Consider the following 21,953-nt stretch of genomic DNA (forward strand, 5'->3'; position numbering starts at 1 on the left):
GCTGTTGTGCAAGTGCAACCTCCCGGCCCGCCGTGCGCCTCGAAGTGGATCCGGGACCGCTCCATCCGGGAGGATGGAGTGCATGACCGCCCAGATTCTCGATGGCAAGGCCACGGCAGCCGCCGTCAAGTCCGAACTGACCGCCCGCGTGGCGGCGCTCAAGGAACGGGGTGTCACCCCGGGCCTGGGAACACTGCTGGTCGGCGACGACCCGGGCAGCCGCTGGTACGTCAACGGCAAGCACCGGGACTGCGCCGAGGTGGGCATCGCGTCGATCCAGCGGGAACTGCCCGACACGGCCACGCAGGAGGACATCGAAGCGGTCGTCCGTGAACTCAACGCGAACCCCGCGTGCACGGGATACATCGTCCAACTTCCGCTCCCCAAGGGCATCGACACCAACCGCGTTCTGGAGCTGATGGATCCGGCCAAGGACGCGGACGGGCTGCACCCGGTGTCCCTGGGCCGGCTGGTGCTCAACGAGCCCGGCCCGCTGCCCTGTACGCCGTACGGGATCGTGCAGCTGCTCCGGCACCACGGAGTGGCCGTCGAGGGGGCCCACGTGGTGGTCGTCGGACGCGGCATCACGGTCGGCCGGTCCATCGGCCTGCTGCTCACGCGCAAGTCGGAGAACGCCACCGTGACCCTGTGCCACACCGGCACCCGGGACCTCTCCGCGCAGCTGCGGCAGGCGGACATCATCGTGGCCGCCGCCGGAGTTCCGCACCTGGTCAAGCCGGAGGACGTCAAGCCGGGCGCGGCCGTGCTGGACGTGGGCGTCAGCCGGGACGACGAAGGGAAGATCGTGGGCGACGTGCACCCGGGTGTGGCGGAGGTGGCCGGCTGGCTCTCCCCGAACCCCGGCGGCGTCGGCCCCATGACCCGTGCTCAGCTCCTCGTGAACGTGGTCGAGGCGGCGGAACGGGACGCGGCCGAGCAGCGCGCGGCCGCGGAGGCGGCGGTCGCCGAACGCATCGCGGACGAGCGGGTCGCCGAGGCACAGGCAGACGCAGGCGCCGACGCAGACGCAGACGCAGACGCGGAGACGGACGGGAACGGGCACCGTGCTGGCTGAACGGGAAGGCGGGCCCGCCTCGGGCCCGGAGCCGGGCCGGAAGCCGGCCGAGCCGGGGCGCAAGCCCCCGGTGCCGGCGCGCGAACACGCCCCCGGGGCCGGTGCGGAGCCGCCGCGAACCTCCCGCCGCTTCCCCTCCGTCACCCGTGACACGGCCCGCCCCGAGGGCGGCGGCCGGGCAGCGCCCGGCGACGCGCCCGCGCCCGCCCGCCAATGGCCCATGCTGGCCGTCCTGGGCGCCACCGCCGTCGGGCTGCTGCTCACGGCCCTGGACCATTTCAGGGTGGGCTGCCTGGTCATCGGGGTCGCGCTGATCGCGGCCTCGGTGCTGCGCCGGACACTGCCCTCGGTCGGCATGCTCGCGGTGCGGTCCCGGTTCACGGACATGGTCATGTACGGGCTGCTGGGCGTGGCCATCACGCTGCTGGCGCTGGTCGCGGAGCCGGGACCGTGGCTGCACCTCCCGTTCCTGGAGGACGCCGTCCGGTTCACCGTCCGCTGAGCCGGGCGGGTGGTTTCCGCTGCCCGGACCGCCCCTCCGCCTTCGAACCCCTGCCCCTGTGTGCGACGTACCACACGGGGGTGGGGATTGGCGGCTTCCGGGGTCGGATAGCCTGGCCGCGGATGTCTCTTCACGTCAAGATTCAGAGGGAAGCGGCGTCCCCCAGCACATGGGGCAGGGACGCCCCACCGCCAGCTGTCTAACGGAGAAGGCCATGACCCGCACTCCCGTGAATGTCACCGTCACCGGCGCCGCCGGCCAGATCGGCTACGCGCTGCTCTTCCGCATCGCCTCCGGTCACCTGCTCGGCGCGGACGTGCCGGTCAACCTGCGCCTCCTGGAGATCCCGCAGGGCCTGAAGGCCGCCGAGGGCACCGCCATGGAGCTCGACGACTGCGCGTTCCCGCTGCTCCGCGGCATCGAGATCACCGACGACGCCAACAAGGCGTTCGACGGTGCGAACGTCGCGCTGCTCGTGGGCGCCCGCCCGCGCACCAAGGGCATGGAGCGCGGTGACCTGCTCTCCGCCAACGGCGGCATCTTCAAGCCGCAGGGCAAGGCCATCAACGACAACGCCGCGGACGACATCCGCGTGCTGGTCGTCGGCAACCCGGCCAACACCAACGCCCTCATCGCCCAGGCCGCCGCGCCGGACGTCCCGGCCGAGCGCTTCACCGCGATGACCCGCCTGGACCACAACCGCGCGATCTCGCAGCTGGCCGCCAAGACCGGTGCCGCCGTCTCCGACATCAAGCGCCTGACCATCTGGGGCAACCACTCGGCCACCCAGTACCCGGACATCTTCCACGCGGAGGTGGCCGGCAAGAACGCCGCCGAGCTCGTCAACGACCAGGCCTGGCTCGCCGACGAGTTCATCCCGACCGTCGCCAAGCGCGGTGCGGCGATCATCGAGGCCCGTGGCGCCTCCTCCGCGGCCTCCGCCGCGAACGCCGCCATCGACCACGTCCACACCTGGGTCAACGGCACCGCCGAGGGCGACTGGACCTCCATGGGCATCCCGTCGGACGGCTCCTACGGCGTCCCCGAGGGCCTCATCTCCTCGTTCCCGGTCGTCTGCAAGGACGGCAAGTACGAGATCGTCCAGGGCCTGGACATCAACGAGTTCTCCCGCGCCCGCATCGACGCCTCCGTGCAGGAGCTCGTCGAGGAGCGCGACGCGGTCCGCGAGCTCGGCCTGATCTGAGGCCTCCCCGGGGGTGAGAACCCCTGCTGAGCACGCCAGCGCCCCGGTAAACCTTGCCGGGGCGCTTTGGCGTGAATGGCGCTGTTGGCCGTAAGTCTTCGGCGCCTAGGGTGCCGTGGGTGACCCAGACTGCCGTTCCCGCCCAGCCCCCTTCCGGGCCCTGGGGCGACCCGCAACTGCTCGGAAAGCCCCCGGTGCCGCCGACCGCCAGCGAGGCCGGCCGCCTCCTGTGCGCGGGCACCTACCTCGACGGCGCCTTCCGCGACCGGGTGATCGACGAGCTGTACGTCCACGAGGAGCGCATAGCTGCTCCCTCGTACGGCTACGACGCCGCCCGCGTGCTCGCCCACGCCCTGCGCGCCCGGCGCACCGAACTCGCCTGGGCGGGGGCCATCGTCGGCCTCTGGTTCGTGGGGGTGCTGCTCACGGAGGGGCGCCTCCTGCTGCTGCTCGGGCCCTGCCTCCTGCTCAGCCTGGCCGCGTGGCTCACCCCGCGGGCCCGGGCCGCCGGAGTCTGGGGGCGGTTCTTCGCCTTCCTCGTCCGCCTGTACGCCCGGCTGCTCTTCACCCTCGCCCTCTTCGTGGTCGTCACCGCCGCCTTCACCGCCGAGGACCCCTCGGACTCGTACGGGGGCTCGGGCGGCTACTTCGGGAGCGGCAACCCGTACGAGGACCCGGACGGCATGGACGTCCTCGGCGAACTGCTGGTGCCCACCGACACGGACTCCCTGCTCACGAAGGGCGCCGCCTGGGGAGTCCTCGTGCTCTTCGCCGGGGTCGGCGTACTCAAGGGCTTCTCCCGGCACTGGCAGATGCGCACCATCGCCACCGAACTCGCACCCAAGCGCTACCCGGACCTCGCCGCCGACCCGGCCGAGCAGGCGACGGGCGCCCGGTTCCGCACCGTCCAGCGCCGGATCCGCACCGAACAGCACTGGCCGCTGGTCATGTACGGGGTCGGCGACCCCTTCTGCGGGGCCGGACTCGCGTTCAAGCCCTGGCACCTGGCCATGGAACTGCGCCCGCGCGAGGGCGCCGAGCCGCAGCCCCTCGACAACGCGGGCATCCTGCGGCGGGTGGTGCCCCTGGTGGAAGCCCTCCGGGTGCCCACCGCGCACGGCTCCCCGCAGGCCGCGGCCGCGGTCCTCGACCGGCTGCGCGAGCTCGTCGTCGACGAGTGCGTGTTCCTGCCCGCGCAGGGCCTGCTCCACCGCGACCAGGGGCCGTACACCCCGCAGGACTTCGGCACCCACCGGGCCGGCTCGATCGAGGAGGGCGGCGAGAAGCGCCGGCACTTCCTGCGCATCCGGGTCGGCGGCTGGGACGAGAACGTGGTCGTCACCGTGTTCGTACGCGTCCACACCCAGGGCGGCATGCTGATGCTGGAGGTGGTCCCGCACGTGCTGCCGCCGGTCCGCGGCCAGTTCCAGGACGCGGACGCGACCGCCCAGCGCTACCGGAACAACAATCCCTTCGGGAAGGCCGTGTGGGCGGCCGTCCACACCCCGCGCGCCCTCGGCGGGGCCCTGGCCACCCTCGGCCACGGGCTGCTCAGCGCCTGGCGGATCCTCACCGAGGGCAACGGCGGGGCACGCCCCACCGGGCCCGCGGTCTCGGTCCGGGAACTGGGCGCCGACCTCGAAGCGTCGCTGTTCCAGGACATGGACGTGGACCGCTACCTGCGGACCATCGAGGACCGGGTCGCCAACGGGGTCAAGCTGGCCCTGCGGGAGGCGGGCTGGCAGACCGACGAGATCGAGCAGAAGATCGTCAACCTGGCGGCCGGGTCCACGTACGTGGGCTCCATGAACAACAGCGCCGTCAACTTCGGCGCGGGCGGCAGCGCCCAGAACACGAACCAGCAGAACGGCAACCAGGACAAGGGGGGCGGCCATGGGAAGTGAGACCGCGGACGGGGGGAACCCGTCCTTCCAGGTGGGGAACATCTCCAACAGCGCCGTCAACTTCGGTGCCCACGGCACGGCGAACAACCAGAACCACTTCCATGCCGGGGGCCCGGACCAGGCGCAGCAGGAACTCCTCGCGGCGGTGCGCGAGCTGCGCGCCGACCTCGGCCGGGTGACCCAGAACCCGGCGACGCAGGCGCTCGCCGAGGAACTGGCCGAAACCGCGGAGGACATCGAGAACACGGGCTCCGCGGAGCCGGGGCGGCTGGGCCGGCTGCGCGAGCGGCTGGCGGAGGCCGGTCCGGTCGTGGAGTTCCTGGCCTCGGGCAGCGCGGTGGTCGCGGCCGTCGCGTCCCTGCTGGGAGGCTGAGGAGTGGCGTCCGGCCCGTGGTGGAACCCCCAGACGCAGAGCTGGGAGACCGGCCCCGAACCGGACCCCGAACCGGCCCCGGAGCCGGGCTCGGAACCGGGGCCGCCGGCCCCGGTGGTGCCCGTGGCCCCGGTGGTCCCGGGGGTGCCCGTGGTGCCGTCGGTCCCGCCCGGCGCGGGGAACCCGGCGGGGCCGCCGGGCGCCGGGACCCTGCCGGTCCCGCCGACTCCGCAGGCGCCGCCCGCGGGGCCTGCCGGGTCGGCGGAGGGCGCTCCGGCGGCCGCTGCGGGTCAGGGCTCCGCTCCGGCCCAGGCGCCCTGGCAGGGCGGGGGCCCGGCCGCCGGACGCGGGCCCGTGGCCGGGCCCGTCGTCGGCGTGGAGACCGGCTCGGACGCGGACGCGGACGCGAGCACGGGCGGCACGGCCGAGGTCCCGGGCCCGGCCGAGGTCCCGGGCCCCGCCGTGGACCTGGGCAAGGGCGCGGCCCCGGGCCCGGGACCCGGCATGGGCCCGAACGCCGGTGTCGGTGCGGGGCCGGCCGTGGGGGACGGTGGGGATGACGGGCTGGGTTTTCGGGCCGGGCCCGTGCCGCTGCCTGCCCTGCCGCCGCTGCCCCCGCTGTCCGATCTGCCGCCGCTTCCGCCGCTGCCCCCGCTGGCCGGGGACGCCGCGGCGCCCGGGCCGGGGCGCAAGCGGGCGGGGTTCCTGAACCCCGTGCTCGCGGTGGTGGCCGTGGCCGCCCTCGCGGGCGGTGCGGCCGCCGTGTGGCTGGTGCAGCGGAGCGGGGAGCCCGAGGCCAGGCCGGGAGCCACGGCCCCGGTCACCCCCGGCCCGGGCACCGGCGGCCAGGACCCGCAGGGCGGCGGGCCGGACCCGGCCACCCCCTCGGCCCAGGCGAGCGCCTCGCCCTCGCCGTCCGCGAGCGGGGCGCCGGCCGGCTTCCGCGTGACGGAGGACCCGAAGGGGTTCACGCTCGCCGTCCCGGAGGACTGGGAGCGCAGCGAGGAGAAGACCGGGATCTTCTTCCGCTCCGCCGACCGCGAGTCCCTGCTCCAGGTCTTCCGGGTGGACGAGGCGTCCATGACCCCGCTGGAGGCGGTCCGCGGCGCCTCCGGCACCCTCGCCTCGAACCCCGGCTACGCCGAGATCTCCGTGACGGAGCTCCCCGCCGGTCCGGACGGCCGGGCCGCCGCCGAACTCGTCTACGAGTACGACGGGGACACGGGCAACCGGCGCCGCGGGGTGGAGCGGGTCTTCTACACGCCCGGCGGGGAGAAGTACGCCCTGCTGGTGCGGGCCCCCGCCTCGGAGTGGCCCCGGCAGCAGACCGTGCTGACCACCGCCGTGGACTCGTTCAAGGTGCCGTAGGACCTGCCCGACGGCGGCCGCCCGGCCGCCGTCGCGGGTCACGGCGGGCTGCGCCGGGGCCGCTACTTGTACATGCCCGCCGTGTAGTGCCCGGGCACCAGGCGGCAGGACACGCCGAAGCGGTTCCACGCGTTGATCGTGGCGATCACCGCGAGCAGGTGGGACAGCTCGGTCTCGTCGAAGACCGCGGCGGCCTTCGCGAAGACCTCGTCCGGCACGAACCCGTCCGTCAGGACGGTGACGGCGTCGGTCAGTTCGAGGGCCGCCAGCTCCCGCGGGGTGTAGAAGTGGCGGGACTCGTCCCACGCCGACAGCTGCACGATCCGCTGGGCGCTCTCCCCCTCGGCCAGCGCGTCGATGGTGTGCATGTCCAGGCAGAAGGCGCACCGGTTGAGCTGCGAGGCGCGGATCTTCACCAGCTCGGCCAGCGACGGGTCGAGGTTCTTCTTCGAGGCGGTCTCCAGGGCGACCATCGCCTTGTAGACCTCGGGGGCGTGCTTGGACCAGTTGAGCCGGGCCGGCTGCTCGGGGGCGCGGGCCGTGCCGTCGAGGACTGCGTTCGTACCGTTCGTTCCGTGTGTCATGCGCTCCACCGTACGAGCGGACCGGCAGGCGGATATGGTCCACTGCCATGACGGATTCCTGGGCCACTTTCGGTGCTGACCTGCACCTGGAGCTCGGCGCCGCTGGGCAACCGGGCGGCCCGCCGGGCACGGCCGGAGGCCCGGCCGCCGGGCGCGGCGGGCGTGGCCGCGGGATCCGGGCGGCCCTCGTCAACGCCCTGCGGGAGGCCGTGCGCAGCGGCCGGCTCCCCGCCGGCACCCGGCTGCCCTCCTCGCGCCAGCTGGCCGCCGACCTCGGGATCGCCCGCAACACCGTCGCCGACGCGTACGCCGAACTGGTCGCGGCAGGCTGGCTGACGGCCCGCCAGGGCTCCGGCACCCGGGTCGCGTCCCGGCCCGTGCCCCCGCAGCGCCCGCCGGAGCGCCCGGGACCGGCGTACAGCCTGGTGCCCGGCTCCCCGGACCTGTCCGGCTTTCCGCGTGCCGCCTGGCTGGCGGCGGCCCGCCGGGCCCTGACCGAGGCCCCGCACGAGGCCTTCGGATACAACGAGCCGCGCGGCCGCGCCGAGTCGAGGGCGGTCCTCGCCGAATACCTGGCCCGGGCCCGCGGGGTGTACGCGGATCCCGGCCGGGTGGTCATGTGCGCCGGATTCGCCCACGGGCTGATGCTCGTGGGGCGGGTGCTGCACGAGCGCGGCACCCGGGCGGTGGCCGTGGACCCGTACATGCTGGACATCCACCGGGACCTGCTGGCGCGGGCGGGGCTGGAGACCGTACCGCTCGGCGCCGGGGAGCTGCCCGGCCCGGAGGCGGGGGCGGTGCTGCTGACCCCCGCCCACCAGTTCCCCACCGGGGACGCGCTGTCCGGGCCGCGGCGCGCCGAACTGGTCGCGTGGGCGCGCGCGTCCGGCGGCTGGCTCCTGGAGGACGACTACGACGGCGAGTTCCGCTACGACCGGCAGCTGGTCGGGGCCCTCCAGGGGCTGGACCCGGAACGGGTGGTCTACCTCGGGACGGCCAGCAAGTCCCTGGCTCCGGGGCTGCGGATCGGCTGGCTGGTGCTGCCGCCCGGCCTCCTCGACGAGGTGGTCGCGGCCAAGGGCGGCAGCGACTGGACCTCCAGCGCGCTGGAACAGCTCACACTGGCCCAGTTCATCGCCGCGGGGGCCTACGACCGGCACGTGCGGGCCATGCGGCTGCGCTACCGGCGCCGCCGCGACCAGCTGGTCGCGGCCCTCGCCGAAGGGGCTCCGCACGTACGGGTCTCGGGGGTGGCGGCCGGCCTGCACGCGGTGCTGGAACTCCCGCCGGGCACCGAGCGCGCGGTGATCCGCGAGGCCGCCGCCCGCAACCTCCAGGTGGAGGGCCTCTCCCGGTTCCGCCACCCGGCGGCGGGCCTGCCCCGGCGCGACGCACTCGTCGTCGGCTACGCCACGCCGCCGGACAGTGCGTGGGGGCCGACGCTGGCCGCGTTGTGCGGGGCGCTGCGCACGACGGCGGGGTGACGGGGGCCGGTCGGTGCCCGATCGGTGCTCGGTCGGTGCCCGGTCGGTGCCCGGTCGGTGCCCGGTCAGGGGGCCGCGGCGGTGGGGGTCGGGGCCGACGGGCCTTCCTGGGGAGGGGGATCGGTGGTGGGCTGGTCCGAAGCGGCCAGCGCCCCGCCCGAATCCGCGTCCACCGGTACCCGGGAGCCGAGCGGGGAGCGGAGCGCCACCCGGACCCGCTCGACCGGCGGGGCGGTGTCGCACGTCGCGAAGCCGGTGACCGGCGGGCGGCTGATCAGCCCGGCCAGCACCACGCTCTCCCGGCCCTCCAGCACCCGGACGGACACGGTCTCGCCGCAGCCGTGCTCCACGAGTGCGGTGAGGGCGCGGCCGTCGGCGGACACCTCCGCCAGGCCCCGGATCCGGGCCAGCCCGTCCAGCGGCGCCAGTCCCTCGGGCCGGTCCGTGTAGTCCTCCGGGTACGCGGCACGGGGGAGCGGGTCGGTGCGCACCGCGAGCCGGAGCAGCGGGGTGCGGTGGCCGCGCAGGTGGAACGCCCACGCCGGGGCGCGGACCCGGCCCCGGTTGGAGCCGACGGTCAGGGTGGCGGGCCGGACGGCGGTGACCACGAGCGGGTCCCCGCCGTCGGCCTCGCCGGCGGTGTCGAGCGCGGCGAACGCCTGGTCGGCCGTCAGGACCGGCGGGTCGTCGGTCCCTCCGCCGGGGAGGCGGAGCTCCGGTCGGGGGTGCGGGGCGTACGGGAGGCGGCCGGCCAGTACGAAACGGCCCTCGCGGTACGCGGACTGCTCGGCGGGGGTGCGGAAGCCGGGGCGCGGGAGCTGCTCGGCGCCGCTGAGCGGGTGGAAGCCTTCGCGCCAGGTGCGGGAGCCGGAGGTGCTCTGCCAGGCCTCGGCCAGGGCGGTCATGCGGGTGGCGACCTGGTGGGGGGAGGGGGGTTTGGGCTCGGGCGGGGTGCAGGCGGTGGTGACTGCGGTGAGGGAGAGGAGTGCGGCGGCGGCGGTGACGGGTCTTCGCAACGGGGCCTCCGGGGGTGCGGCTCCTTTTGTGACGCGGTCCGGGTCCGGCGGGTTCCCCGCCGCCTCCGCTGCGCGGGGCCCTTTCCCCACCCCGCCCCTTCCCGAACCGGGGCTCCGCCCCGGACCCCGCGCCTCAAACGCCGACGGGGCTGAAGGGATCCGGGGCTCCGCCCCGGGCCCTGCGCCTCGAGCGGCGGCGGGGCTGAGGATTCGGGGCTCCGCCCCGGGCCCTGCGTCTTGAGCGGCGGCGGGGCTGAGGATTCGAGGCTCTGCCTCGGACCCCGCGCCTCAAACGCCGACGGGGCTGAAGGGATCCGGGGTTCTGCCCAGGGCCCTGCGTCTTGAGCGGCGGCGGGGCTGAGGATTCGGGGCTCCGCCCCGGGCCCCGCGCCTCAAACGCCGGCGAGGCTGGAAGGATCCCGGACCCCGCGCCTCAAACGCCGCCGGGGCTGGAAGGATCCGGGGCTCCGTGCCTCAAGCGCCGGCGAGGCTGGAAGGAGCCGGGGCTCCGTGCCTCAAGCGCTGGCGAGGCTGGAAGGATCCCGGGCCCCGCGCCTCAAGCGCCGGCGGGGCTGGAAGTTGCCCCGCGAGGCTGGAAAGTGGACCGCAGTGGCAGCTTTGGGACGGGGGCGGGGGAAATCCAGCCCGTCCGGCGATTGAGGACCGGGGTCCGGGGCGGAGCCCCGAATCCTCAGCCTCGCCGGCGATTGAGGCGCGGGGCACGGGGCGGAGCCCCGGGAAGGGCGGGGCGGGCGGGGGGCGCAGACTCAAGCCTCGCCGGCGATTGAGGCGCCGGGTTCGGGGCGGAGCCCCGGGAAAGCGGGGCGGGCGGTGGCGGAGAGGCAAGCCTCGGCGGGGCGGAGGCGCGGGGTCAGGGTGGGGGTTCGCCGAAGCGGGTCAGGGTGAGGGCGCCGGTCACGGCCACCGCGAAGCCGAGCGCGGCCAGCCAGGTCAACCCTTCGCGCGTGCGGTCGCCCAGCCAGATCACCCCCACCAGCGCCGGGCCGACCGTCTCGCCCAGGACCATGCCGGCCGTGGCGGTGGTGACCGAGCCCCGCTGGAGGGCCGAGGTGAGCAGCAGGAAGGCCGCGGCCCCGCCGAGCAGCAGGGCGTACCCGGCCGGGTTGGTGAGCAGGTGGCCGGGGGACAGGCCGTCGATCAGGCGGACGGAGACCTCCACCACGCCGAACCCCGTACCCGCCCCGAGCCCCAGCGCGAGCGCCCGTCCGCGCCCCGGCAGCCGCCCCGCCGCCACACCCACGCCCGGCAGGGCCACCGCGCAGCCGAGCATCGCCCACCGCAGCGCGCCGCTGCCCGGCTCCGCACCCTCCTCGCCGGACGCGAGGCCCAGCATGGCCAGGCCCGCGCAGACCACGCCCACCGCGCCCCATTCCGTACGGCTCAGCCGTACGTGCAGCAGCCGCGCGGCGACGACCGCCGTCACCGCGAGGCTCGCCGCGAGCGCCGCCCCGACCGCGTAGATCGGGATCGACCGCAGGGCGACGATCTGCAGCACGAAGCCCAGCCCGTCCAGGCCGAGCCCGGCCAGGTACCGCCACTGGCGCAGCACCCGCAGCAGCAGCCTGGCGTCCACCCCGGACCCGGTGCCGGGCGGGGTGGCGCGGGCGGCCACCGCCTGCAGGACCGAGGCCGTGCCGAAGCAGACCGCGGCCCCGAGCGCGCAGATCATTCCCGTGAGCACGAATCGGACTTTAGGGGACGGCGGGCCCCCGGGGCCTCAGCCCGCGGCCAGGACCGCCCGGAGCTGGTCCAGCCCCCAGTCGAGGTCCTCCTTGCCGATCACCAGCGGCGGGGCGAGGCGGATCGTGGCCCCGTGGGTGTCCTTCACCAGCACCCCGCGCTCCATCAGCTGCTCGGAGACCTCCCGCCCGGTGCCGTGCCCCGGCGCGATGTCCACACCCGCCCACAGCCCCCGGCCGCGCACCGCGGTGACCGCCCCGCCGCCCACCAGCAGGCCGAGCTCCCGGTGCAGGTGGTCGCCGAGTTCGGCGGCCCGCTGCTGGTACTCGCCGGTGCGCAGCATCGCGACGACCTCCAGGGCCACCGCACAGGCCAGCGGGTTTCCGCCGAAGGTGGAGCCGTGCTCGCCCGGCCGGAACACGCCGAGCACCGAGCGGTCCGCCACCACCGCCGAGACCGGCACGATGCCCCCGCCGAGCGCCTTGCCGAGCACGTACACGTCCGGGACCACCCCCTCGTGCTCGCAGGCGAAGGTCCGACCGGTGCGGCCCAGCCCGGACTGGATCTCGTCCGCCATGAAGAGCACGTTCCGCTGCCGGGTCAGCTCGCGGACCCCGGCCAGGTAGCCGGGCGGCGGCACGAGCACCCCCGCCTCGCCCTGCACCGGTTCGAGGAGCACCGCGACCGTGTGGGCGGTGACCGCGGCGTCGAGGGCGGTCAGGTCCCCGTACGGCACGATCTCGAACCCGGGCGTGTAGGGCCCGAAGTGGTCGCGGGCCTCGTGGTCCGTGGAGAAGCTGACGATGGTCGTCGTACGGCCGTGGAAGTTGTTGGAGGCCACCACGATCTTCGCGTGCCCGTCGGGCACGCCCTTGACCTCGTAGCCCCACTTGCGGGCCGTCTTGATCGCCGTTTCCACGGCCTCGGCGCCCGTGTTCATCGGCAGGACCATGTCCTTGCCGCACAACTCGGCGAGTTGCGTGCAGAATTCGGCGAAGCGGTCGTGGTGGAAGGCGCGCGAGGTCAGGGTGACCCGCTCCAGCTGGGCCTTGGCGGCCTCGATCAGGCGCCGGTTGCCGTGGCCGAAGTTGAGCGCCGAGTAGCCGGCCAGCATGTCGAGGTATCTGCGCCCCTCGACATCGGTCATCCAGGCGCCTTCGGCCGAGGCGACGACGACCGGGAGCGGGTGGTAGTTGTGCGCGCTGTGCGCCTCGGCGGAGCGGATGGCGTCTGCGGTGGTCGACACGAGGTCTCCGTTCGTCATTGGACGGCGACGTGGGTGGCGTCACTTTCTATCGTCGCTCGCATGCCGGACGGGGAAACCTGGACCCGGCGCGTCACGTTAGGGTGGGGCCACGCACGGCGACTGGCGTACGGAGAACGAACTCCGGGGGAGCCGTGCGGGTACGACCGCAACAGCGGACCGCTCGCCTGGGCCGTCGCGGGGACGATTCGCCAACGACCCCGGAGGACGCCGCCATGACCGCGCGCCACCCCGCCCTCGCCGCCGCCGACCCCGCGCTCGCCGCGCTCGTCGGTGCCGAGGAGCGCCTGCAGGCCGAGACCCTGCGCCTGATCCCCAGCGAGAACTACGTGTCCGCGGCCGTGCTGGAGGCCTCCGGCACCGTGCTCCAGAACAAGTACAGCGAGGGCTACCCGGGCCGCCGCTACTACGAGGGCCAGCAGAACATCGACCAGGTGGAGTCCCTGGCGATCGAGCGGGCCAAGGCCGTCTTCGGGGTGGACCACGCCAACGTCCAGCCGTACTCCGGCTCGCCCGCGAACCTGGCCGTCTACCTGGCCTTCGCGCAGCCCGGGGACACCGTCATGGGCATGGCCCTGCCGATGGGCGGCCACCTCACGCACGGCTGGGGCGTCTCCGCCACCGGCTCCTGGTTCCGCGGGGTCCAGTACGGCGTCCGCGCCGACACCGGCCTGATCGACTTCGACGAGGTCCGCGAGCTCGCCCTCAAGGAGCGCCCGAAGGTCATCTTCTGCGGCGGCACCGCCCTGCCCCGCACGATCGACTTCGCGGCCTTCGCGGAGATCGCGCAGGAGGCGGGCGCCGTGCTCGTCGCCGACATCGCCCACATCGCCGGCCTGATCGCGGGCGGGGCGCACCCCTCCCCGGTCCCGCACGTGGACGTCGTCTCGACCACCACCCACAAGACCCTGCGCGGCCCCCGCGGCGCCATGCTGATGTGCCGCGAGGAGCACGCGAAGGCCATCGACAAGGCGGTCTTCCCGGGCCTCCAGGGCGGCCCGCACAACCAGACCACCGCCGGTATCGCGGTGGCCCTGCACGAGGCCTCGCAGGACTCCTTCCGCGGCTACGCGCACGCCGTGGTCGCCAACGCCAAGGCCCTCGCGGAGGCGCTGCTGGAGCGCGGGTTCGACCTGGTCTCGGGCGGCACCGACAACCACCTGATCCTCATGGACCTGACGCCGAAGGACGTGCCGGGCAAGGTGGCGGCCAAGGCGCTGGACCGGGCCGGGATCGTCGTCAACTACAACACCGTGCCGTACGACCCCCGCAAGCCGTTCGACCCGTCCGGCGTGCGCATCGGCACGCCGTCGCTGACCTCGCGCGGGCTGGGCACCTCGGACATGGCGGCCGTCGCGGACTGGATCGACCGCGGGGTGGCGGCCGCCGGGCGCGGGGACGAGGCGGAGCTGGCGGTGATCCGGGCGGAGGTGGCCGAGCTGATGGCCGCGCACCCGGCGCCGGGGCTGCCGGTCGGCTGACCGGACCGGGCCGGCTGACCGGACCGGGCCGGCTGACCGGACCGGGCCGGTTGCCCGGGCCCCGGTGGAGCGGCCCCTCCCGGTGGACCGGCCCAGCCCGGTCGGAGGGGGACGTCCCGGCGTCCCCCTCCGGTTCCCCTGGCCGGGATCCGGCCCCCGCCCCCGGCTAACGGTCGTTAGACCGGGGCAAGATCCGGCCGCGCGTGTACCGGTGGGTACCGGGCCGGGCCGCCGCGGGGGCTGTGATCTGCGCCTCAGCCGGGGGCCGGACCCGGCGGGTTCCGGCCATCACGCGGCCGAGAGCAGCCCCGTACCTGAGAGAATGGGTGCATGGCCTTCGACCGCCCACCCGTCACCGACCACCGCCCCGAGACGAGGCGCTCCGCGCCGCTGCGCCCTCGCGCACTCTCCGGCATCCAGCCCACCTCCGGTTCGTTCCACCTCGGGAACTACCTCGGAGCCATCCGGCAGTACGTCGCCCTGCAGGAGTCCCACGACGCCTTCTACATGGTCGTCGACCTGCACGCGATCACCATGCCGCAGGAGCCCGCCGCCCTCCGCGAGAACACCCGGCTCTCCGCCGCGCAGCTGCTCGCGGCCGGTCTCGACCCCGAGCGCTGCACCCTCTTCGTGCAGAGCCACGTGCCCGAGCACGCGCAGCTCGGCTGGGTCATGAACTGCATCACCGGCTTCGGCGAGGCCAGCCGCATGACGCAGTTCAAGGACAAGTCCGCGAAGTCCGGCGCCAACAACGCGACCGTCGGCCTCTTCACGTACCCGATCCTCCAGGTCGCCGACATCCTGCTGTACCAGGCCGACGCGGTCCCGGTGGGCGAGGACCAGCGCCAGCACATCGAGCTGACCCGCGACCTCGCCGAGCGCTTCAACCAGCGCTTCGGGCAGACCTTCACCATCCCGGCGCCGTACATCGTCAAGGAGGTCGCGAAGATCTACGACCTCCAGGACCCGGCGATCAAGATGTCGAAGTCGGCCTCCACGCCCAAGGGCCTGATCAACCTCCTCGACGAGGCCAAGGTCACCGAGAAGAAGATCAAGAGCGCGGTCACCGACACCGAGGCCGAGATCCGCTTCGACACCGAGAACAAGCCCGGCGTCAGCAACCTGCTGACCATCTACTCCACCCTGACCGGCACCGAGATCCCGGTCCTGGAGGAGAAGTACGCGGGCAAGGGCTACGGCGCGCTGAAGACCGACCTCGCCGAGGTGATGGTCGAGTTCGTCACACCCTTCAAGCAGCGCACCCAGGAGTACCTGGACGACCCGGCCGAGCTGGACGCCGTCCTCGCCAAGGGCGCGGAGAAGGCCCGGGCGGTGGCCTCCGGCACCCTGGCGCAGGCCTACGACCGGCTGGGCTTCCTGCCGCCGAAGGGCTGAGCGGGATCCGGCCGAAGGGCCGGCTGAGGGGTCGATCCGGAGCCGTGGCACACCCGGCGACCTGGGACCCTGGCAGGAAGGGGGGTGCTGCCCCCACACTGGGCGGCAGCACACCCGTGAGGACGACTGAGGAGAACACGTGGGGACCGTAACGCTCGGCGTTTCGATCGCGGTCCCGGAGCCGTACGGCAGCCTGCTCCAGGAGCGGCGGGCCGGCTTCGGGGACGCCGCTGCGTACGGCATCCCCACGCACGTGACCCTCGTGCCGCCCACCGAGGCGGACCGGGACCGGCTGCCGGCGATCCGCACGCACCTCGCCGAGGTGGCCGCGGCCGGCCGCCCGTTCCCGATGCGGCTGGACGGCACCGGGACCTTCCGCCCGCTCTCGCCGGTGGTCTTCGTCCAGGTGGTCGAGGGCGCGACGGCCTGCACCCGGCTCCAGGGGCTGGTGCGGGCCGAGGACGGCCCGCTCCGGCGCGAGCTCCAGTTCCCGTACCACCCGCACGTCACCGTCGCCCACGGCATCTCCGAAGAGGCGATGGACCGGGCGTACGCCGAACTGGCGGACTTCCGGGCGGACTGGCTCTGCGAGGGCTTCGCCCTGTACGAGCAGGGCTCCGACGGGGTCTGGCGCAAACTGCGCGACTACCCTTTCGGCACCGGCCCGGTGGGGGTCCCGGCGCAGGTCCCGTCCCACCGTGACGAGCCCACCACGCTCCAGGCCTGACGGGCCCGGCGGGCCCGGAAGCGCAGGGACCGCAGCACCAGGCTGCGGAACGGCGGGACGGTGGCGGGCTTCTTCAGGGCCGCGGACTGCCTCGTGGGGACCGACCTCTTCATGAAGCCGACCGTATCGCCCAAACGAGACGAATCCGGTTATTTCGGACGGCTCGTGGCCGGTGGTCCGGCGCTCCGCGCTCCGCGGGCCCTCCGCCTCTACCGTGGGCCCATGGACTGGCTGAAGAAACTCCCGGTGGTCGGCCCGGCGGCAACCCGCCTCATGCGGACGCACGCGTGGCTCTCGTACCAGCGCCTCGACCGGGTGCACTGGAGCAGACTCGCCGCGGCCATCACCTTCACCAGCTTCCTCTCCCTCTTCCCGCTGATCACCGTGGCCGCCGCGGTCGGCGCCGCCCTGCTGTCCGCCAAGCAGCTCGACAAGCTGGAGGCCACCCTCTCCGAGCAGGTCCCCGGCATCTCCGAGCAGCTCGACATCGGCGGCCTCGTCGACAACGCCGGCACCATCGGCCTGGTCGCCGGCTTGGTCCTGCTGGTCACCGGCATCGGCTGGGTGGGCTCGATGCGCGACTGCCTGCGCGCCGTGTGGGAGAAGGACGACGAGGACGAGGGCAACCCCGTCCTGCGCAAGCTCAAGGACGGCGGAGTGCTGCTCGGCCTCGGCGGGGCCGCCCTGGGATCGGCCGTGGCCTCCGTGCTCGGGGCCTCGGCGGTCGGGCGGGTGGCGGACTGGCTGGGCATCCCCCGTGACGGGGCCGGCGGGGTGCTGCTGCGCGCCGCCGCCTTCGGGGTCGGCGTGCTCGCCGCCTTCCTGCTCCTGCTGTACGTCCTCACCCTGCTGCCCGGGGTACAGCCGCCCCGGCGCCGGCTGGTGGTGGCCGCCCTGATCGGCGCGGCCGGGTTCGAACTCCTGAAGCTGCTGCTCAGCGGCTACTTCCGGGGGGTGGCGGCCAAGAGCATGTACGGGGCCTTCGGCGTCCCCATCGCCCTGCTGCTGTGGATCAACTTCACGGCGAAACTGCTGCTGTTCTGCGCCGCCTGGACGGCGACGGGCCCCGCCCCGGAGGGGGCGGAGCCCGATGCACAGGACGCGGCGGGCCCGGAAGCGGGTCCGGCCGCGGGAGCGGGTCCGACCGCCGAGGCGGGGCCGGATGCCGGGGAGGGCGCCGGCAGCGACCTCGTCAGGCCTCGTCCGCAGCCCCCCGGCTCCGCTGCCCCCTCGGCCAGCGCCGGTTGACCGCGAAGACGGCCGCCGCCAGCACGCCCAGCACCCCGCCGGCGATGGCCAGGGCCGTGCCCAGGCCGCCCCCGCCGTCCTCCCCGGCCGCCGCCGGGGTGTTCTCGTGGGACTGGGCCGGCGAGCCGTGCGGGGAGGTGTCCGCGCTCTTCGGCGGCACCAGCTCGCCGACCGGCTTGGCCTTCCCGGCCGCCGCGAAGCCCCAGTCGAAGAGCGCCGCGGTCTCCTCGTACACGCTGTTGCCGCCGGCCGCGCTCGGGTTCATGACCGTCACGAGCAGCTTGCGGTCACCCCGCTGGGCCACACCCGTGAAGGTGGCCCCGGCCATCGTCGTGTTGCCGTTCTTCACCCCGGCGATGCCCTTGTACGGGGTCATGCCGTGCGCACCGGTCAGCAGCCGGTTGGTGTTCTGGATGCCGAAGGTCGGGCGCTGCTTGCCCGGCGCCGCCTCGCCCGGGAACTGGGCCGTGGCCGTCGAGCAGTACTCCCGGAAGTCCTTCTTCTGCATGCCGGAACGGGCGATCAGCGACAGGTCGTACGCGCTGCTGACCTGCCCGGGGGCGTCGTAGCCGTCCGGCGAGACCACGTGCGTGTCGAGGGCCTGCAGCTCCTCCGCGTGCGCCTGCATGTCGGCCACGGTCTTCTCGACCCCGCCGTTCATCGCGGACAGCACGTGCACCGCGTCGTTGCCGGACATCAGGAACACCCCGAGCCACAGGTCGTGGACGGTGTACTCCTGGTCCTCCTTGACGCCGACCAGGCTGCTGCCCGCTCCGACCCCCTGGAGCTCGGCGTCGCTGACCTTGTGCACCTGGTCCTTGGGAAGGGTCGGCAGCACGGTGTCCGCGAAGAGCATCTTCATGGTCGAGGCCGGGGGCAGCCGCCAGTGCGCGTTGTGCGAGGCGAGCACCTCACCGGACTCCGCGTCGGCCACGATCCACGAGCGCCCGGTGAGCGTGGCCGGCAGGGCGGGCACGCCCGGACCGAGGTTCACCTGCGTGCCGGGCTGCCCCAGCCGGACCCCGCCGACCGTGGACATCGAGGCGGGCGGCGCGGGCTCGTTGACCGCGCCCTTCTTCGCGGCGCCCTTGCCGTCCGGGGGCGGGGTCGGCGCCGCATGCGCCTGCCCGAGGGTCAGGGCAGGGAGCAGCAGCGCGGCGGCGGCGACCGTCAGCGCGGTCTTTTTGGCAGACACGCAGGTGAACGTACATGCAGTCCGGCGGGTTGCCGAGCCGGATGGCCCAAACCGGCGCAAGCGCCGCCGGGACAGCCCACCCCGACGCGTCCGTCCTGGGGACGGATCCGATACTGAGGGCATGAAACTCAGCCGCGCCGCCTCCTGGTTCCTGCTCGCGTTCGGAGTCTGGAGCTGGTTCATCTGGGTGTCTTTCGTCCGGAATCTGTGGAAGGACGGCAGCGGGCTTGCCTTCGACGACGCGGGGGACCCGACGGCCTACTTCTGGGTGCACCTGACCCTGGCCGTCACGTCCTTTCTCCTGGGGACGGCCGTGGGGCTGATCGGGTTCCGGGGGGTCCGCGCGCTGCGGCGAGAATCACGCGGCCCGGGCGCCGGATCCGCCTCCGGTTCGGATTCCGGTTCCGGTTCCGGCGTCGGCGCCGCATGACCGTTCTCGTCTTCGCGCTGATCGCCCTCGCGGTCCTCGCCCTGCTGGCCCTGGTCCACCGCTGGCTGTGGATCCGGCTGGTCCGCGACACGACGGCCCCCGGCGGCCCCGCCCGCCGCGCGGGCACCATCGCGCTGACGCTGCTGCCCCTGCTCTCCGTGGCCGCCCTGACCGCAGGCCGGGCGGGCGCCCCCTTCCCGCTCCAGCAGGCCCTCGCCTGGCCCGGCTACATGTGGCTGGCCCTCCTCCTCTACCTGACCCTGGCCCTGCTGGTGGCGGAACCGGTACGGGCACTGTGGCTGCGGCGCAAGGCGACTCCGGAAGAGGAGCGCATGCAAGCCCCGGACACCGGGCAGGCAGCCGCCGACGGGGGGCACCATCAAGCCCCGCCGGCGATCGAGGCGCGGGGGTCCGGGGGCGGAGCCCCCGAAGTCGGCCCGGCTCAGACCCGCCGCGTCTTCGTCGCCCGTACGCTCGCCGCAGGCGCGGTCGCCGCCGCCGGCACCACCGTCGCCACCGGCACGTACGGCGTCCTGCGCGGCCCGAAGGTCAAGCGCGTCACCGTCCCCCTGGCCAAGCTCCCCCGCCGTGCCCACGGATTCCGCATCGCCGTCGTCAGCGACGTCCACCTCGGTCCGGTCCTCGGGCGTGCGCACACCGAGCGGATCGTCCGTACCGTCAACTCCACCCAGCCCGACCTGATCGCGATCGTCGGCGACCTGGTGGACGGCAGCGTCCCCGACCTGGGGCCGGCCGCCGAGCCCCTGGCCCGGCTCCGCGCCCGGCACGGCAGCTTCTTCGTGACCGGGAACCACGAGTACTTCTCCGGCGCCCGCCAGTGGGTGGACCACGTCCGCGAACTGGGCCTGCACCCCCTGGAGAACGCCCGCGTGGAACTGCCCGCCTTCGACCTGGCCGGGGTCAACGACGTGGCCGGGGAACGCGAGGGCGAGGGTCCGGACTTCGGCCGGGCGCTCGGCGACCGGGACCGTGCCCGGACCGCCGTGCTCCTCGCCCACCAGCCGGTCGTGATCCACGACGCGGTGGCCCACGGGGTGGACCTCCAGCTCTCCGGCCACACCCACGGCGGCCAGCTCTGGCCCGGCAACTACCTCGCCGACCTGGCGAACCCGACCGTGGCCGGCCTGGAGCGGTACGGGGACACCCAGCTCTACGTGTCCCGCGGGGCCGGCGCCTGGGGTCCGCCGGTGCGGGTCGGGGCGCCCTCCGACATCACCGTGGTCGAACTGGCCTCTTACCACAGTTGATCGCCGACTCCTATAACAAATCGCCCTTTCACTCGTGAAAGTTCCGTGGTTGAGTGATCAACGTAGTCATGGGCGTGCCGCGGAGTGTGATCCACCGACCGGTGCGCGCGGGGTGGGGCTCAGAGGAGTAGTAGCGGTATGCGGTCTGTTCGCACCCGTGCCATTGCGGCCGGTTTTGTCCTGGTCGTGGCGGGCGTCGGGGCCTGGCAGTTGCTGCCTTCGGCAGGCGGGTCCGCGGACGCGGTCAGAGTGGGGACGACCGACGTCGCCTCCTCGCTCGACCCGGCGGGCGCCTACGACGCGGGCTCCTGGGCCCTGTACAGCAACGTCTACCAGTCGCTGATGACGATCAAGCCCGGGGCGGCCGCTCCCGTCCCCGACGCGGCGAGCTCGTGCAAGTTCACCGACACGAAGCTGACGGCGTACCAGTGCGAGGTCCGCGAGGACCTGACCTTCTCCGGCGGCGGGAAACTGACCGCCGAGGACGTCAAGTACTCCTTCGACCGGATCAAGGCGATCAATTCGGACCAGGGCCCGGCCCCGCTCTTCAACACCCTGAAGTCGGTGTCCGTGTCGGGCAGCACGGTCACCTTCACCCTGAGCGCCCGCGACGCGACCTTCCCGTACAAGATCGCCACGGGTGCCGCCTCCATCGTGGACCGGAGCAAGTACCCGGCCGACCGGCTGCGCGAGGGGGACCGGGCGGACGGCTCCGGCCCGTACGTGCTGAAGTCCTTCACCAAGGGCACCGAGGCCCGGCTCGTGCCCAACGGGGACTACAAGGGGCACGCGAGGGCCCCGCACGTGCCGGTGTCGATCCGGTACTTCAAGAACTCCGAGCAGCTCGACGCGGCCTGGAAGGGCCACGACATCGACGTGGCCCACCGCGACCTGCCCCCGCAGGTGCTCGCCGCCCTGCGGCCCGGCATGCCGGACACCCGCTACGAGCAGGCCGGCGGCTCCGAGACCCGCAACATGGTCTTCAACGTGCGCCCCGGTTCGCCGATGGCCGACCGGGCCGTCCGGCAGGCCGTGGCCGCCGTGCTCGACCGGGCCAGGATCTCCGCGGGCACCTACCAGGGGACCGTCACCCCCCTGTACTCCCTGATCCCGCAGGGCGTCGGCGGCCACAGCACGCCGTTCTTCGACATGTACCCGGAGCCGGACGCGGAGAAGGCCGAGAAGCTGCTCCGGGAGGCCGGGGTGAGCACCCCGGTCTCGTTCAAGCTCGGCTTCAACGTACGCGGGGCCAACGTCGCCGAGGCCGCCGAGATCAAGAAGCAGCTGGAGGCGACCGGGCTGTTCAAGGTCGCGACGGAGGCGGTCGACGAGTGGCCGGAGTTCCAGAAGGCCTATGCGGCCGGGCGGTTCGACGCCTACACGATCGGCTGGATCGCGGACTTCCCGGACCCCGACAACTTCACCGCCCCGCTGGTCGGCGCCGACTCCTCCATGAACAACGGCTTCAAGGACAAGGAGATCGACCGGCTGATCACCCGGACCCAGGGCTTCAGCGACCGGTCCATGGCGGTGGGCGACTTCCGCGAGCTCCAGCGGCTGGTGGCCGAGAAGGCCCCCATGCTGCCGATCTGGCAGAAGAAGGACTTCGTGGTCAGCCGGGAGGCGGTCACCGGGGTCCAGTACCTCTCCGACGGTACGGGCGTCTGGCGCCTGTGGGAGCTGAACTGGCTGTAGGGCGGAGGCCCTGGCGGGCCGCCGGCTCGGAGGCCGCCG

Annotated in this window: 18 protein-coding genes, 1 pseudogene and 1 riboswitch; of the genes and pseudogenes, 14 read left to right on the forward strand and 5 right to left on the reverse strand. The window is 73.9% G+C overall.

Annotated elements, in window-relative coordinates; genetic code table 11:
- Window positions 1–82: 82 nt before the first annotated feature.
- From ACZ407_RS08105 to ACZ407_RS08130, 6 genes and pseudogenes are all read left to right on the forward strand, one after another.
- Window positions 83–958 (forward strand): annotated as a pseudogene (locus ACZ407_RS08105) (bifunctional methylenetetrahydrofolate dehydrogenase/methenyltetrahydrofolate cyclohydrolase); the annotation flags it as partial.
- Window positions 959–1,064: 106 nt separating this feature from the next.
- Window positions 1,065–1,577: a DUF3017 domain-containing protein gene (locus ACZ407_RS08110; RefSeq protein WP_468126440.1), complete on the forward strand. Its 513-nt coding sequence runs from the start codon at window positions 1,065–1,067 to the stop codon at window positions 1,575–1,577.
- 214 nt (window positions 1,578–1,791) lie between these two features.
- Window positions 1,792–2,781, forward strand: coding sequence for a malate dehydrogenase (locus ACZ407_RS08115; protein WP_468126442.1), 990 nt, complete (start codon window positions 1,792–1,794; stop codon window positions 2,779–2,781).
- A 119-nt stretch (window positions 2,782–2,900) separates the two neighbouring features.
- On the forward strand, window positions 2,901–4,685 hold the full coding sequence (locus ACZ407_RS08120) for a hypothetical protein (protein WP_468126443.1): 1,785 nt from the start codon (window positions 2,901–2,903) through the stop codon (window positions 4,683–4,685).
- Window positions 4,675–5,058: a hypothetical protein gene (locus tag ACZ407_RS08125; RefSeq protein ID WP_468126444.1), complete on the forward strand. Its 384-nt coding sequence runs from the start codon at window positions 4,675–4,677 to the stop codon at window positions 5,056–5,058. Before ACZ407_RS08120 ends, ACZ407_RS08125 begins: the two co-directional genes overlap by 11 nt.
- Window positions 5,059–5,061: 3 nt before the next feature.
- Entirely contained in the window at window positions 5,062–6,426 is a 1,365-nt protein-coding gene (locus ACZ407_RS08130; protein ID WP_468126445.1) for a hypothetical protein, read from the forward strand.
- A gap of 62 nt (window positions 6,427–6,488) precedes the next feature.
- Here the strand turns inward: ACZ407_RS08130 and ACZ407_RS08135 are convergent, their stop codons facing one another.
- Window positions 6,489–7,010: a carboxymuconolactone decarboxylase family protein gene (locus tag ACZ407_RS08135; RefSeq protein WP_468126446.1), complete on the reverse strand. Its 522-nt coding sequence runs from the start codon at window positions 7,008–7,010 to the stop codon at window positions 6,489–6,491.
- Between the two features lie 47 nt (window positions 7,011–7,057).
- On the opposite strand from ACZ407_RS08135, the gene pdxR reads away from it, so the two are divergent.
- The gene (gene pdxR / locus ACZ407_RS08140; protein WP_468126447.1) at window positions 7,058–8,494 is read left to right on the forward strand and encodes a MocR-like pyridoxine biosynthesis transcription factor PdxR; all 1,437 of its coding nucleotides are present in this window, start codon (window positions 7,058–7,060) and stop codon (window positions 8,492–8,494) included.
- 65 nt (window positions 8,495–8,559) lie between these two features.
- Here pdxR and ACZ407_RS08145 read toward each other — a convergent pair whose 3' ends face one another.
- From ACZ407_RS08145 to rocD, 3 genes are all read right to left on the reverse strand, one after another.
- Complete coding sequence (locus tag ACZ407_RS08145) at window positions 8,560–9,510, reverse strand: hypothetical protein (protein WP_468126449.1); 951 nt, start codon at window positions 9,508–9,510, stop codon at window positions 8,560–8,562.
- 871 nt (window positions 9,511–10,381) lie between these two features.
- The gene (locus ACZ407_RS08150) at window positions 10,382–11,200 is read right to left on the reverse strand and encodes a DMT family protein (RefSeq protein WP_468126580.1); all 819 of its coding nucleotides are present in this window, start codon (window positions 11,198–11,200) and stop codon (window positions 10,382–10,384) included.
- 48 nt (window positions 11,201–11,248) lie between these two features.
- The gene (rocD, locus tag ACZ407_RS08155; RefSeq protein WP_468126450.1) at window positions 11,249–12,457 is read right to left on the reverse strand and encodes an ornithine--oxo-acid transaminase; all 1,209 of its coding nucleotides are present in this window, start codon (window positions 12,455–12,457) and stop codon (window positions 11,249–11,251) included.
- Window positions 12,458–12,563: 106 nt separating this feature from the next.
- A riboswitch (ZMP/ZTP riboswitch) is annotated at window positions 12,564–12,655 on the forward strand.
- A 35-nt stretch (window positions 12,656–12,690) separates the two neighbouring features.
- Between rocD and ACZ407_RS08160 the strand changes: the two genes are divergently transcribed.
- The 4 genes from ACZ407_RS08160 (at window position 12,691) to ACZ407_RS08175 (ending at window position 17,326) form a co-directional block, all read left to right on the forward strand.
- Window positions 12,691–13,956 carry a serine hydroxymethyltransferase gene (locus ACZ407_RS08160; protein ID WP_468126452.1) on the forward strand — a complete coding sequence of 422 codons (1,266 nt, stop codon included), beginning with the start codon at window positions 12,691–12,693 and terminating at the stop codon, window positions 13,954–13,956.
- 330 nt (window positions 13,957–14,286) lie between these two features.
- Window positions 14,287–15,351 carry a tryptophan--tRNA ligase gene (gene trpS, locus ACZ407_RS08165; RefSeq protein ID WP_468126453.1) on the forward strand — a complete coding sequence of 355 codons (1,065 nt, stop codon included), beginning with the start codon at window positions 14,287–14,289 and terminating at the stop codon, window positions 15,349–15,351.
- A 139-nt stretch (window positions 15,352–15,490) separates the two neighbouring features.
- Window positions 15,491–16,078 carry a 2'-5' RNA ligase family protein gene (locus tag ACZ407_RS08170; RefSeq protein WP_468126455.1) on the forward strand — a complete coding sequence of 196 codons (588 nt, stop codon included), beginning with the start codon at window positions 15,491–15,493 and terminating at the stop codon, window positions 16,076–16,078.
- A gap of 222 nt (window positions 16,079–16,300) precedes the next feature.
- Window positions 16,301–17,326, forward strand: a complete 1,026-nt coding sequence (locus ACZ407_RS08175; RefSeq protein ID WP_468126457.1) for a YihY/virulence factor BrkB family protein — start codon at window positions 16,301–16,303, stop codon at window positions 17,324–17,326.
- Here the strand turns inward: ACZ407_RS08175 and ACZ407_RS08180 are convergent.
- Window positions 17,271–18,521 carry a D-alanyl-D-alanine carboxypeptidase family protein gene (locus ACZ407_RS08180; RefSeq protein WP_468126458.1) on the reverse strand — a complete coding sequence of 417 codons (1,251 nt, stop codon included), beginning with the start codon at window positions 18,519–18,521 and terminating at the stop codon, window positions 17,271–17,273. The genes ACZ407_RS08175 and ACZ407_RS08180 overlap by 56 nt on opposite strands.
- A 121-nt stretch (window positions 18,522–18,642) precedes the next feature.
- Here ACZ407_RS08180 and ACZ407_RS08185 point away from each other — a divergent pair, with 121 nt between their 5' ends.
- From ACZ407_RS08185 to ACZ407_RS08195, 3 genes are all read left to right on the forward strand, one after another.
- Window positions 18,643–18,951, forward strand: coding sequence for an SCO4848 family membrane protein (locus ACZ407_RS08185; RefSeq protein WP_468126459.1), 309 nt, complete (start codon window positions 18,643–18,645; stop codon window positions 18,949–18,951).
- Entirely contained in the window at window positions 18,948–20,219 is a 1,272-nt protein-coding gene (locus ACZ407_RS08190; protein ID WP_468126460.1) for a metallophosphoesterase, read from the forward strand. The genes ACZ407_RS08185 and ACZ407_RS08190 overlap by 4 nt, the downstream gene beginning before the upstream one ends.
- Before the next feature lie 138 nt (window positions 20,220–20,357).
- Window positions 20,358–21,914 (forward strand): ABC transporter substrate-binding protein, encoded by a 1,557-nt coding sequence (locus ACZ407_RS08195; RefSeq protein ID WP_468126462.1) that lies wholly within the window; start codon window positions 20,358–20,360, stop codon window positions 21,912–21,914.
- The last annotated feature ends 39 nt before the right edge of the window (window positions 21,915–21,953 follow it).

The organism is Streptomyces sp. NPDC030809 (assembly GCF_055572195.1).

Coding starts and splice junctions, on each gene's coding strand:
- ACZ407_RS08185 (WP_468126459.1), top strand. CDS start 18,643: ATGAAACTCAGCCGCGCCGCCTCCTGGTTCCTGCTCGCGTTCGGAGTC.
- ACZ407_RS08125 (WP_468126444.1), top strand. CDS start 4,675: ATGGGAAGTGAGACCGCGGACGGGGGGAACCCGTCCTTCCAGGTGGGG.
- ACZ407_RS08160 (WP_468126452.1), top strand. CDS start 12,691: ATGACCGCGCGCCACCCCGCCCTCGCCGCCGCCGACCCCGCGCTCGCC.
- ACZ407_RS08175 (WP_468126457.1), top strand. CDS start 16,301: ATGGACTGGCTGAAGAAACTCCCGGTGGTCGGCCCGGCGGCAACCCGC.
- ACZ407_RS08195 (WP_468126462.1), top strand. CDS start 20,358: ATGCGGTCTGTTCGCACCCGTGCCATTGCGGCCGGTTTTGTCCTGGTC.
- ACZ407_RS08115 (WP_468126442.1), top strand. CDS start 1,792: ATGACCCGCACTCCCGTGAATGTCACCGTCACCGGCGCCGCCGGCCAG.
- pdxR (WP_468126447.1), top strand. CDS start 7,058: ATGACGGATTCCTGGGCCACTTTCGGTGCTGACCTGCACCTGGAGCTC.
- ACZ407_RS08150 (WP_468126580.1), bottom strand. CDS start 11,200: ATGATCTGCGCGCTCGGGGCCGCGGTCTGCTTCGGCACGGCCTCGGTC.
- ACZ407_RS08135 (WP_468126446.1), bottom strand. CDS start 7,010: ATGACACACGGAACGAACGGTACGAACGCAGTCCTCGACGGCACGGCC.
- ACZ407_RS08190 (WP_468126460.1), top strand. CDS start 18,948: ATGACCGTTCTCGTCTTCGCGCTGATCGCCCTCGCGGTCCTCGCCCTG.
- trpS (WP_468126453.1), top strand. CDS start 14,287: ATGGCCTTCGACCGCCCACCCGTCACCGACCACCGCCCCGAGACGAGG.